14 protein-coding genes are annotated in these 11,045 nt (G+C 69.5%); 2 read left to right on the top strand and 12 right to left on the bottom strand.

All coding sequences use genetic code 11. The features are described from left to right. Positions 1–264 precede the first annotated feature (264 nt). Positions 265–438, top strand: a complete 174-nt coding sequence (locus BS69_RS14235; RefSeq protein WP_156956932.1) for a hypothetical protein — start codon at positions 265–267, stop codon at positions 436–438. A gap of 86 nt (positions 439–524) precedes the next feature. Beyond that, entirely contained in the window at positions 525–1,994 is a 1,470-nt protein-coding gene (locus BS69_RS0106570; protein ID WP_029941169.1) for a hypothetical protein, read from the top strand. 81 nt (positions 1,995–2,075) lie between these two features. On the opposite strand, the gene rplL is transcribed toward BS69_RS0106570, so the two are convergent. The 12 genes from rplL to rplK all read right to left on the bottom strand — a co-directional run bounded on the left by rplL (position 2,076) and on the right by rplK (position 10,750). After that, positions 2,076–2,450 carry a 50S ribosomal protein L7/L12 gene (gene rplL / locus BS69_RS0106565; protein ID WP_029941168.1) on the bottom strand — a complete coding sequence of 125 codons (375 nt, stop codon included), beginning with the start codon at positions 2,448–2,450 and terminating at the stop codon, positions 2,076–2,078. A gap of 63 nt (positions 2,451–2,513) precedes the next feature. Next, on the bottom strand, positions 2,514–3,026 hold the full coding sequence (rplJ, locus tag BS69_RS0106560) for a 50S ribosomal protein L10 (protein ID WP_029941167.1): 513 nt from the start codon (positions 3,024–3,026) through the stop codon (positions 2,514–2,516). A gap of 268 nt (positions 3,027–3,294) precedes the next feature. Continuing rightward, positions 3,295–3,813, bottom strand: a complete 519-nt coding sequence (locus BS69_RS0106555; RefSeq protein ID WP_029941166.1) for a GNAT family N-acetyltransferase — start codon at positions 3,811–3,813, stop codon at positions 3,295–3,297. A 56-nt stretch (positions 3,814–3,869) separates the two neighbouring features. After that, entirely contained in the window at positions 3,870–4,442 is a 573-nt protein-coding gene (locus BS69_RS0106550; RefSeq protein WP_029941165.1) for an anthranilate synthase component II, read from the bottom strand. Further along, complete coding sequence (locus BS69_RS0106545) at positions 4,439–5,932, bottom strand: chorismate-binding protein (protein WP_029941164.1); 1,494 nt, start codon at positions 5,930–5,932, stop codon at positions 4,439–4,441. The genes BS69_RS0106550 and BS69_RS0106545 overlap by 4 nt, the downstream gene beginning before the upstream one ends. Continuing rightward, positions 5,929–6,942 (bottom strand): 3-deoxy-7-phosphoheptulonate synthase, encoded by a 1,014-nt coding sequence (aroF, locus tag BS69_RS0106540; protein ID WP_029941163.1) that lies wholly within the window; start codon positions 6,940–6,942, stop codon positions 5,929–5,931. Before aroF ends, BS69_RS0106545 begins: the two co-directional genes overlap by 4 nt. Positions 6,943–7,240: 298 nt before the next feature. After that, on the bottom strand, positions 7,241–7,666 hold the full coding sequence (locus tag BS69_RS0106535; RefSeq protein ID WP_029941162.1) for a UrcA family protein: 426 nt from the start codon (positions 7,664–7,666) through the stop codon (positions 7,241–7,243). 204 nt (positions 7,667–7,870) lie between these two features. Further along, a complete protein-coding gene (locus BS69_RS0106530) occupies positions 7,871–8,065 on the bottom strand; it encodes a hypothetical protein (protein WP_029941161.1) in 195 nt (64 codons plus the stop codon). 54 nt (positions 8,066–8,119) lie between these two features. Beyond that, positions 8,120–9,304: a BaiN/RdsA family NAD(P)/FAD-dependent oxidoreductase gene (locus BS69_RS0106525; RefSeq protein WP_029941160.1), complete on the bottom strand. Its 1,185-nt coding sequence runs from the start codon at positions 9,302–9,304 to the stop codon at positions 8,120–8,122. Positions 9,305–9,307: 3 nt separating this feature from the next. After that, on the bottom strand, positions 9,308–9,532 hold the full coding sequence (locus BS69_RS0106520; protein WP_156956930.1) for a hypothetical protein: 225 nt from the start codon (positions 9,530–9,532) through the stop codon (positions 9,308–9,310). 86 nt (positions 9,533–9,618) lie between these two features. After that, positions 9,619–10,314 (bottom strand): 50S ribosomal protein L1, encoded by a 696-nt coding sequence (gene rplA, locus BS69_RS0106515; protein WP_029941158.1) that lies wholly within the window; start codon positions 10,312–10,314, stop codon positions 9,619–9,621. A gap of 4 nt (positions 10,315–10,318) precedes the next feature. Continuing rightward, complete coding sequence (gene rplK, locus BS69_RS0106510) at positions 10,319–10,750, bottom strand: 50S ribosomal protein L11 (RefSeq protein WP_029941157.1); 432 nt, start codon at positions 10,748–10,750, stop codon at positions 10,319–10,321. Positions 10,751–11,045: the final 295 nt, after the last annotated feature.

Raw genomic sequence — 11,045 nt, 5'->3', positions numbered from 1 at the left:
TAGTCCCCCGGCGCGAACCGGGGTCGTAAATAGTGGAGCGCTGCTCCCGCTGTCTCTCCACTTCGTTCGGCCCGCGCGCTATTCGGACCCTGTCCCGGAGAGGGCAGGAAAGGCCCCAGGCGCATGGGAACCCATGCGGCGGAGCCGGTATGTTTGTCGGATAGGAAGCCCATATAACCTTCCGCCCCTGCTTCGCAAGAGGGAACGCAACCATTTGCCGCTCCGCGCATTCATCCGGGTCGCCTGGTGGAAGAGGGGGTTCCCATGCGCCTGATGCTCGTCTCTCCTGCGTTCGTGCTTCTCGCGGTTCTCGGATCGGCCTCGGCCGAAGCGCGGGGACCACTGCCCGATGTGGCGGGCGAGGCGAGCCGTCCCGGCGTTCTCGCCGCGGCCCCGGGCGAGCGCGACGAGGATGATCCCGCCACGCCGCCCGCCTGAGCGCCGCGTTAACTATCTTGTGACGCTCGGACGCTAGGCATGACCCCGGCAATGGCCGCGACGCGCGGCACGGGGAGCGAAGCGGAATGGCAAGTGCGGCGACGGCGGGCTGGTGGGAACGGACCCGGGCGAGGCTGCGCGCCGACGACGGCACCGACCATTTCGCGCCCGACCGGCTCGACGCCCATGCCCGCGCGCTCCAGTCGGCGCTCCCACTGTTCCTCGCGCTGCTGATCGCCTTCCCGGTCAATCTCTTCATGGACGGTGACACCGGCTGGCACCTTGGTGCGGGCCACTGGATCGTCGCCAACCGGACCGTGCCCTTGGTCGATCCCTTCAGCCACACCATGCCGGGCAAGGCCTGGATGGCGCACGAATGGCTGGCCGAGGTGGTCATGGTCGGTGCCGAGTGGCTGCGCGGCTGGGGTGGCCTTGCGGCATTGTTCGCCCTGTCGGCCGCCTTCACCTTCTGGCTCCTTGCCCGGGAGGCCTTCCGCTTCCTTCCCGCCCGGCTGGCGGTGGTCGCGGTCGCGGTCGCGGCGGGCATCCTGTTCCCCTTCGCGCTCGCCCGGCCGCACATGCTCGCCTGGTCGCTGCTCGCCTGGTGGACGCTGATCCTGCTTCGTGCCCGCGAGGCCCGCGCCGCCCCGCCGCTCGCCGCGGCGCTGCTGATGGCGGTCTGGGCCAATCTTCATGCGAGCTACATCGTCGCCTTCGGCCTCGCCGGGCTGTTCGGGCTTGAATCGCTGATCGAGAATCCGCGGAACCGCAAGCTCCTCGGCCGCTGGATCGCGTTCGGCGCGCTGTCGCTGGCGATTGCGGTGCTGGCCACGCCCTTCGGCGCCGAGCATTTCCTTTATCCCTTCCAAGTCAGCGGGATGAAGGCGCTGTCGGTGATCGGCGAGTGGCGCCGCTCGACGCTCCCGGCCGATTTTCTGTTCTACACCTGCCTCGGGGGGCTGCTGCTGCTTGCCGCGAAGCGCTGGCGGACGCTCCCGCCGCTCAGGGTGCTGCTGCTTGCCGGACTGTCGGTCATGGCGATCCTCCACGCCCGCCACCAGATGCTGTTCGCGATCGTCGGGCTGCTGGTGGTGCTGCCGTTGCTCCAGCCTTCGCGGACCCCCCGCCCGGCGCTGAAGCGGACCGCGTGGATGGTCCCGGCGCTGACGCTGCTGATCGCGGTGCGGCTTGCGGTGCCCTATCAGTTCCAGGAGCACAGCACCTATCCGCTGTCGCTGCTGGCCAAGGTGCCGGAGGAGATCCGCCGCCAGCCGGTCTACAACGAATATAGCCAGGGCGGCCCGCTCGTGATGATCGGCGTCCGGCCCTACATCGACGGCCGCGCCGACATGTACGGCGACGACTTCACCTTCCGCGCCAAGGCGATCACCGCCGGCGACATCGCCAAGTTCCGCGAGGACGCCGCGCGCTATCATATCGGCTGGGTCGTCCTCGAATATGACGACGCGCTGCTGCCCAAGCTCAAGCGCGAGCCGGGCTGGCGGGTCTTCGCCGAGGACAGGAACGCGACCATCTTCGTCCGGGCGAACAGCTGACACGCAAAAAGGGGCGACCTCTTGCGAGGCCGCCCCTTCCGTCCGCGGGCGCTTCAAGACACCCGCAAACTCAGCAGAAGCTTACTTGAGCTCGACGGTGCCGCCGGCTTCCTCGATCTGCTTCTTGATCTTCTCGGCCTCGTCCTTGTTGACGCCTTCCTTGAGCGCCTTCGGAGCGCCCTCGACCAGCGCCTTGGCTTCGCCGAGGCCCAGGCCGGTGATGGCGCGGACTTCCTTGATGACGTTGATCTTCTTGCCACCGTCGCCGGTGAGGATCACGTCGAACTCGGTCTTCTCTTCGGCGGCCGGAGCGGCAGCGCCAGCGGCCGGGCCGGCGACGGCGACGGCAGCGGCGGCCGAAACGCCCCACTTCTCTTCGAGGGCCTTGGCCAGCTCGGCGGCCTCGAGGACGGTCAGCGCCGACAGGTCGTCGACGAGCTTGGTGATGTCAGCCATTTGATACTCCTTTGCGGGGCTCGTCGGCCCCAGATTGTCGTGCGGGTATTGAAACGAAGAACCTTAAGCCGCTTCGGCCGCGTAAGCGCCGAACACGCGCGCGAGCATGGCGCCCGGCTCGTTGATGGTCCGGGCAATCTTGCTCGCCGGCGCCTGGATGAGGCCGATGAGGGTGCCGCGGAGTTCATCGAGGCTGGGCAGCTCGGCCAGCGCCTTGACCCCAGCGAGGTCAAGAACGGTATCGCCCATCGCGCCACCAAGAACCTCGAACTTGTCGGTGGTCTTGGCGAAGTCCACCGCGACCTTGGCGGCCGCGACGGGATCGATGGACGTGGCGAGGGCCGTCGGGCCCTTGAGCAGCTCGCCGATCGGCTGATAGCGGGTGCCATCGAGCGCGATGAGGGCGAGACGGTTCTTCGCAACCTTGAACTGGGCTCCGGCGTCGCGCATCCGCAGGCGGAGATCGGTGGACTGGGCCACCGTCAGACCGAGATTGCGGGTGACAACCACCACGCTGGTCTCGGAAAAGACCTGCTTCAGTTCGGCAACCAGATCCGCCTTTTCGTTGCGATCCATGCCAACTCCAAACAAATGGCCGTCTGTCCCGAGGGACGAACGACCGGCTTCATGACCCGCTCGGCCGGGGCCGGGCGGGAGCTCATGTCCGTGGGGTTGGGAGGCGGCGTACGAGGGTAAGCCCACGCACGACAGGGGCGGGTGGACCCGCCTGAAACTCTCTTCCCCGTCTAGGCCGGAAATTAAGGGGCGAGGCCCCACCAGCTGTCTCGGACGGCGGCCGGGCGAACCCGGCACGGGCGGGCCAATAGCAGAAAGTGCCGGGAGATCAAGGCGGGGAGCCGGTGCCGACCCCGAGCGGACGCTGGAGATAGACGCTGTCGAGCCAGCGGCCATGCTTCCAGCCAAGGCCGGGCAGGCGCCCGACCTCGCGGAAGCCGAGCGCTTCGTGAAGGGCGATCGAGGCCGGCTCGGCCCCGCCCACCACCGCCACCATCTGCCGGAAGCCCAAGGCCGCGCACGCCTCGATCAGCGCGGCCAGCAGCGCCTTGCCAACCCCCCGGCCGACCAGCGCCTGGTCGACATAGATGCTGTCCTCGCAGGCGTAGGCATAGGCCGGGCGCGGGCGATACTGGGTCGCATAGGCATAGCCCGCGACCCGGCCGCCAATTTCGGCGATCAGCGCCGGCCAGCCCGCCTCGACCACCGTCGCCAGCCGCCGCGCCATCTCCGCCTCGCCGGGCGGCTCGGTCTCGTAGGAGGCGGTGCCGTGGGCGACGTGATGCGCATAGATGGCGGCAAGCGCGGTGGCGTCGCCTGGCCGGTAAGGGCGGATGACGGGTTGCACGCGCGTGGCATGGCCGCCGCCGCGCGCCCTGCCAAGGTGAAGTGCTCGCCGCCGCCCTAATCGAATATCGCGAGCAGGTTCGCCAGCATCGCGTCGCCGTGGGTGGTGAGGATGCTTTCGGGATGGAATTGCAGCCCGGCCTGAAGCGCCACCCGATCGCTGTAGGCCATGGCCATGCCGTCGACCTCGGCGTGGACGGTGAAACGAGCGGGCAGGTCGCGGGTGCAAAGCGAATGGTAACGCCCGACCCGAGCCGGGCTTTCGATCCCCGCAAACGGACCGGCGCCGTCATGCTCGAGCAGCATCGACTTGCCGTGGACGGGGAGGTCGGCGCGGGTGACGGTGCCGCCCGCTTCCTCGACGATCGCCTGGTGCCCAAGGCAGATGCCGATCAGCGGGACCCGGCCTTTCGCGATCGCGATCAGCTCGAGGATGCAGCCGGCCTGCGCTGGCGAGCCCGGCCCCGGCGAGATCATCAGGACCGCGCCCATTGCTTGGGCTTCGGCCAGCGCCTCGGCGGCGACGACCCGGTTGCGACGAACCGTGACCCGCGCGCCCAGTCGCTCGAGGCTTTCCACCAGGTTGAAGGTGAAACTGTCGAGATTGTCGATGAGCAGGACCGGCCTCATGCGCCGAGGACTCCGAGAAGGGCCGAGGCCTTGGCACGCGTCTCCGCCGCCTCGGCCTCGGGGATGCTGTCATGGACCACGCCCGCGCCGGAGCGCACGGCGGCGATCCCGTCCTCGACGAGGGCCGAGCGGATCACCACTGCGGTATCCATCCGGCCATCGCCCGCGACCCAGCCGATGGCGCCGCCATAGGGCCCGCGGCGGGTCGCCTCGGCGGCGCGAAGCAATTGCATCGCGCGGATCTTGGGCGCGCCAACCAAGGTCCCGACGTTGAGGCAGGCCGCGAGCGCGTCGAAGGCGTCGAGGCCGGGGCGGAGCGTCCCCGTGACCGAGGAGACGAGGTGCATGACCCGGGCGAAGCGCTCGACCGTCAGCAGCTTCGCCACCCGTCGCGTCCCCGGCAGCGACACCCGCGCCACGTCGTTGCGGGCAAGGTCGACCAGCATCATGTGCTCGGCCAGCTCCTTGCCATCCAGCCGCATCTCGGCCTCGAGCCGGTCGTCGGCGTCGGCGGTGGTCCCGCGGGGCCGCGTGCCGGCGATCGGCTTGACCTCGACCGTCCGCCCGCCGGGGCCGCCCGAGGACAGCCGCACACTGGTTTCGGGGCTGGCGCCGAGCAGGGTCCAGCGCTCGCCCGCGAGGAAGAAGCGATAGCTGGCGGGCTCGGCCAGCCGCAGCCGGGCGTAAGCGCCGAGCGGATCGGGGCAGGGGCCGCGGAAGGTGCGGCTGGGCACGATCTGATAGACTTCGCCCGCCGCAATCTCTTCCTTCAGCCGAACGACCAGCGCGGCAAAGGCGGCATCGTCGAGATCGGGAGTGAAGGCCTTCGGCCCCGTCGACGGCGCGGCCGGCCGGTCCTGCGCGACCTCGCGGGGCGCGGCGAGGGCGGCCAGCCCCTCTTCCAGCCGCCGCGCCGCGTCATGGGCGTGGCGCTCGTCCGGCCCGAAGGCGCTGCACAGCAGCCGCGCCGCGCCGCCCGGCGCGATGGTGAGCAACGTGTCGGGGACGTAGAACAGGAAGTCGGGGAAGTCGGCCGCCGCTGCGGCCGGCATTTCCTCGCCCCAACCCGCGAGGTCGAACCCCGCGACCCCGAGCAGCACCGCGCCGAACGGCTCGCCGCGCGGCGCCGCGGCGGCGTCGAGCAGGCCGCGCAGCGCGTGGAGCGGCTGCGCTCCGAGCAGGCGTTCGGTCGCATCCTCGCTCTCGGGCTGGCTGTAGGCGAGGAGCAGCCGGTCGATCCGCCGCTCGACGATCGCGGGCGAATCGAAGGCGGCCAGCAGCGCCTCGCCATTGGCGTTCAGCGCCTCGACCACCACCATGCCCTCGCGGGCCTCGGCCCTGACGCAGGCGCGGCCCATGACCAGGACCTGCCCGTCGGGCGCTTCGAACAGCCCGGTCGCGCTCCCCCCGCCGGTCAGCGCGCGATAGGCGCCCAAAGGATCGAGCCCGGCGGGCAGGCGCCGGGCGAGCACCCGTGCCTCGACCTTCACAGCTGGCGGCCGATCGCCGCCGCGACGGGGGCCAGCGCCGCCATCAGCGCCTCGAACTGGTGCGGATAGAGCGACTGTGCGCCGTCGGACATGGCAACTGCGGGATCGCGGTGGACCTCGATCATCAGGCCGTCCGCCCCCGCCGCGGTCGCTGCGAGGCTCATCGGCGGGACGAGGTCGCGGGCGCCCGTCCCGTGGCTGGGATCGACGATGATCGGCAGGTGGGTCTTGTTCTTGACGTAGGGCACGGCATTGAGGTCGAGCGTGTTGCGGGTCGCCGGCTCGAAGGTCCGGATGCCGCGCTCGCACAGGATCACCTGGGCATTGCCCGCGGCCATCAGATATTCGGCCGCCAGCAGCCATTCCTGGATCGTCGCCGACAGGCCGCGCTTCAGCAGCACCGGTCGCCCGGCCGCGCCGACCGCGCGCAGCAGCGCGAAATTCTGCATGTTGCGCGCACCGATCTGGAGGCAGTCGGCGGCGTCGGCGACCGCGGCGACATCGGCCGTGTCCATCACTTCGGTAACGACGGGAAGGCCGAGATCGTCGCCGACCTCGCGCAGGATCCTCAGGCCCTCGAGCCCGTGGCCCGAGAAACCATAAGGCGAGGTGCGCGGCTTGTACGCCCCGGCGCGCAGCAGCGTCGCGCCGGCCTTCTTCACCGCGCTGGCGGTCTCGTGAAGTTGCTCGGGGCTCTCGACCGCACAGGGGCCGGCGATCACCGCCAGCCGGTCGCCGCCAATGGCGACCCCGCCGACCTCGACCACCGTATCGTGCGCCTGAAGCTCGCGGCTGACGAGCTTGTAGGGCGCGAGGATCGGCTTGACGCTCTCGACCGCGGGGTCGCTGTCGAGCGCCAGCTCGGCAAGCACGCGCTCGTCGCCCAGCGCGCCGAGGACGACTCGCTCGGCACCGGGCATGTGAAGCGGCTTGAGGCCGGCGTCGGCAATCTTGGCGATCAGCCGCTCGGCACTGTCGGCGGGCGCTTCGGGCTTTAAAACGATGATCATCTTCAAATCCTGTCGGTCGGGGATCGGGGAGCCGGCAGGACATTTCGCGACCACAAAAAACCCGCCGGGGCACGGCGGGTCGGGCAGTCAGCGCTGGAAAAAGATCGCGCTAGTGGCCGGCACGCCGCTCAAGGGTCTGCCAGCGCCACCAATGGCGTAGGTTTGACGTGAGGAGGCTGCGAACCATGGCCTCAGGAAAACCGGAAACTTTCCAAGAGGTCAAGCCCCTTGACGACGGCAGGAAGGCCATGCGCGGGCCCGGGGGCGACGCGCATGGCCTTGTGCCGAGCCGCAAGGATCACTCGCCGCTGTCGGGCGCGACCACCGTCAGCACGGCGTCGAAGCGGCTGGGGAGACCGGCGGCGGCCAGCTTGTCGGCGCGCTCGAGGAGCGAAGCGACCTGGCGATTGGCCGAACCCTTGGCGTAAGCGCGGCACTTGGCTTCGGCCGGCGTGACCTGGCCGTTGCTGAGCGGCGCGCAGACGAAGCGGCTGGCTGCGCTGATGCGGAACTCGAGGCGGCGGAAGTCGGCCGGATTGGCAAGGTCGAGGTCGCTGACGCGGACGGTCTTGGTCAGCACCGTATCCTCGCTCGGCGCGATCACGCGATATTCGTTCGGGCCATTGGCGGCCGAGGCCGGCTGGGCGACGGTCAGGCCGACGAGCCCGAGCGATACCGAAAACGCAAGGGCGGCAAGGCCCGTACTCTTGATCTGTTTGGTCATGGTCAAAACCCCTGGTCAGGCCGGCGGGACGATCCCACCGGGCTGATTGGGGCATAGGCATGGGGGCGGCGCGATGCGCGCGAGGTTCGACTTGCCGCCGCCGCCGGTCGACCCCCGGGCAGACGACCGATGGGACTCGACCTGTCGGCGAACGGCGGAAAACGGCCCGTGGAACCGCTCCCGCCATTCGATTTTCTGCTTAGTTTAGAGGCTGCTGACCTTGCCGTCGCTGGTGCGACGTTCGTCGGTCGAGGAATGCGCTTCGTCGGACGGGGTGAACTGGTCGGTCCCGCCCTCGGTGTCGGCGCTGGCGATGCGGTCGGCGACGCCGTCCTCGCGGGCGGTGGCGAAATCGGTCGGCTCGGGGATGACGGGGGTATCGCGGTTCTGGTCGGTCATGCTGGTCTCCTTCCCGCCCCCAACGAACCGCGCGGCGTCGGGATGCGCGCTACCTCACAAGGCCTGTGCCGCCGCCCAGCCGCTCGCCCAGGCCCACTGGAAATTGTAGCCGCCGAGCCAGCCGGTGACGTCGACCGCCTCGCCGATGGCGTAAAGGCCGGGAAGCTTGCGGGCGGCCATGGTCTGCGAGGACAATTCGGCGGTGCTGATCCCGCCGACCGTCACCTCGGCCTTGGCGAAGCCTTCGGTCCCGCTCGGCTGGAAGGGCCAGCCCGCGAGCCGCTGCTCGGCCGCTGCCAGCAGCTTGTCGGAGGCATTGCCGAGCTCGCCAGCGACGCCGAGCCGTTCGGCCAGCGTGTCGGCGAGCCGCGCCGGCAGATGCTCGCCGAGCACGGTCGCGAGCTTTGCCCGGGGGCGCTGGCGCTTGGCCTCGCGAAGCCAGTCGGTGCCGGCCGTCGGAAGGAAGTCGATCGCGATCGCCTGGCCGTGGCGCCAGTAGCTCGAGACCTGGAGGATCGCCGGGCCGCTCATGCCCTTGTGGGTGAAGAGCGCGGCCTCGCGGAACGCGGCCTTGCCGCAGCGCGCCTCGACCGGGGCGGCGACGCCCGACAGCTCGCGGAACAGCGCTTCCTCGCCGCCGAGCGTCAGCGGCACCAAGGCGGGGCGGGGCTCGACCACCTTGAGGCCGAACTGGCGGGCGAGGTCGTAGGCGAAGCCGGTCGCGCCGAGCTTGGGGATCGAAGGGCCGCCGGTGGCGATGACGAGGGCCGGGGCCTCGGCGCTCCAGCTTCCCGCTTCGACCCGGAAGCGGCCGTCGGCATGGTCGACCGACCGGATCGGCGCGTCGAGGCCCAGGGTCACCCCGCCGGCGCGGCATTCTTCCAGGAGCATGGCGACGATCTGCCGGGCCGAGCCGTCACAGAAGAGCTGGCCGAGGGTCTTCTCGTGCCAGGCGATGCGGTGCTTCTCGACAAGGCCGAGGAAGTCGCGCGGGGTGTAGCGGGCGATGGCCGAGCGGGCGAAATGCGGATTGGCCGACAGATAGCGGTCGGGGACCGCCTGGAGGTTGGTGAAGTTGCACCGGCCGCCGCCCGAGATCAGGATCTTGCGGCCCGGCTCGGGCGCATGGTCGAGGACCAGCACCCGCCGGCCGCGCTGGCCGGCGATGGCGGCGCACATCAGCCCGGCGCCACCGGCGCCGAGGATGATCGCGTCAAACTGGCGGGCCCCCCGGGTCAGCGACTACTCGCCTTCGAGCGGCAAGGTGTCGACTTCCTCGCCATCCTCGAGCGCGGCGCCGCTGGCCGCGCCTTCGGCGTCGGCGATGTCGCGGGCAAGGAATTCCATCTCGACCCCGCTCTGCGCGTCACCGGCGAGCTCGTTGGGCGAGGCGAGGGGGTGGTCGTTGCTGAAATGCTCTTCCTCGGCGTCGAGCAGGCGGTCTTCGTCGCGGGGGCGGTCGGTCATGATCATGTCTCCTCTTGCCCTCCCAACGTGAGAAGGGCCGCGACGTTTCCGCCGCGGCCCCTCATTTCCCTCAAAGGTCGACGGCCTCAGGCCGCAGTCTCTTCGAGCTGGACCTTGATGCCCGGGCCCATCGACGAGCTGATCGCCGCCTTGCGGAGATACTTGCCCTTGGCGCCGGCGGGCTTCGCCTTGGTGATGGCGTCGACGAACGCGTCATAATTGGCGCGCAGGTCCTCGGCGGCGAAGCTCGCCTTGCCGATGCCGGCGTGGATGATGCCAGCCTTCTCGACGCGGAACTCGATCTGGCCGGCCTTGGCGTCGGTGACGGCCTTGGTGACGTCCATGGTGACGGTGCCGAGCTTCGGGTTCGGCATCAGGCCCTTGGGACCCAGCACCTTACCGAGACGGCCGACGACACCCATCATGTCCGGGGTCGCGATGACGCGGTCATAGTCGAGCTTGCCGGCCTGCATCTCTTCCATCAGGTCCTCAGCACCGACGCGGTCGGCGCCAGCAGCGGTGGCTTCGTCAGCCTTGGCGCCCTTGGCGAAGACGGCGACGCGGACGGTCTTGCCGGTGCCCTTGGGCAGGTTGACGACGCCGCGGACCATCTGGTCGGCGTGGCGCGGATCGACGCCGAGGTTGAGCGCAACCTCGATCGACTCGTCGAACTTGGCGGTGGCGAGGCTCTTGGCCAGCGCGATCGCCTCGTCGACGTTGTACAGCTTCTCGCGGTCGACCTGGTCGGCCTGGCTCTTCTGCTTCTTGGTCAGCTTGGCCATGGTCTTAACCCTCCACCACTTCGAGGCCCATCGCGCGGGCGCTGCCTTCGATGATCTTGGTCGCGGCCTCGATGTCGTTGGCGTTGAGATCCTTCATCTTGGTCTCGGCGATCTCGGCGAGCTGCGAGCGCTTGATCTTGCCCGCGCTGACCTTGCCCGGCTCCTTCGAACCCGACTTGAGGCCAGCGGCCTTCTTGATCAGGAACGAGGCAGGCGGGGTCTTGGTGGCGAAGGAGAAGCTGCGATCCGCATAGACGGTGATCACCGTCGGGATCGGCATGCCCTTCTCGAGCTCCTGCGTGGCGGCGTTGAACGCCTTGCAGAATTCCATGATGTTGACGCCGCGCTGACCCAGCGCAGGGCCGATCGGCGGGGACGGGTTGGCGGCGCCTGCGGGCACCTGCAGCTTGATATAGCCGGTAATCTTCTTGGCCATGATCACTCTCGTTAAAGGCCCGCCGCACGCGGAGGGCACGAAGTTTAGCGGTACAAGCGGGCGCCCGAGGACACCCTCCCGCGGCGAATCCAGTGATGCTGGAAGGCGCCGCCCCTAGCAGAGGCCGGAGCGAGAGGGAAGAGGTGGCAAAGGTCACAAAGGTCACGGGGTGCGCGAGTCGCAACGAGCCCGAAGGTCACGAAGGTCACAGGGTGCGCGAGTCGCGTTCGGGTCAGATGCGCCCGGGCTGCCGCGATTTCCGGCGAGATAGGGCAACGGGAATGGCGGGAGTGTG

The sequence above is a fragment of the Sphingomonas astaxanthinifaciens DSM 22298 genome, from assembly GCF_000711715.1.
GTDB lineage: Bacteria > Pseudomonadota > Alphaproteobacteria > Sphingomonadales > Sphingomonadaceae > Sphingomicrobium > Sphingomicrobium astaxanthinifaciens_A.
This window is presented reverse-complemented; position numbering and strand designations above follow the sequence as displayed.

Excerpts from the sequence above, each read along its gene's own strand:
- BS69_RS14235 (WP_156956932.1), top strand. The coding sequence starts at position 265 with ATGCGCCTGATGCTCGTCTCTCCTGCGTTCGTGCTTCTCGCGGTTCTC.
- BS69_RS0106570 (WP_029941169.1), top strand. The coding sequence starts at position 525 with ATGGCAAGTGCGGCGACGGCGGGCTGGTGGGAACGGACCCGGGCGAGG.
- rplL (WP_029941168.1), bottom strand. The coding sequence starts at position 2,450 with ATGGCTGACATCACCAAGCTCGTCGACGACCTGTCGGCGCTGACCGTC.
- rplJ (WP_029941167.1), bottom strand. The coding sequence starts at position 3,026 with ATGGATCGCAACGAAAAGGCGGATCTGGTTGCCGAACTGAAGCAGGTC.
- BS69_RS0106550 (WP_029941165.1), bottom strand. The coding sequence starts at position 4,442 with ATGAGGCCGGTCCTGCTCATCGACAATCTCGACAGTTTCACCTTCAAC.
- aroF (WP_029941163.1), bottom strand. The coding sequence starts at position 6,942 with ATGATCATCGTTTTAAAGCCCGAAGCGCCCGCCGACAGTGCCGAGCGG.
- BS69_RS0106535 (WP_029941162.1), bottom strand. The coding sequence starts at position 7,666 with ATGACCAAACAGATCAAGAGTACGGGCCTTGCCGCCCTTGCGTTTTCG.
- BS69_RS0106530 (WP_029941161.1), bottom strand. The coding sequence starts at position 8,065 with ATGACCGACCAGAACCGCGATACCCCCGTCATCCCCGAGCCGACCGAT.
- BS69_RS0106520 (WP_156956930.1), bottom strand. The coding sequence starts at position 9,532 with ATGACCGACCGCCCCCGCGACGAAGACCGCCTGCTCGACGCCGAGGAA.
- rplA (WP_029941158.1), bottom strand. The coding sequence starts at position 10,314 with ATGGCCAAGCTGACCAAGAAGCAGAAGAGCCAGGCCGACCAGGTCGAC.
- rplK (WP_029941157.1), bottom strand. The coding sequence starts at position 10,750 with ATGGCCAAGAAGATTACCGGCTATATCAAGCTGCAGGTGCCCGCAGGC.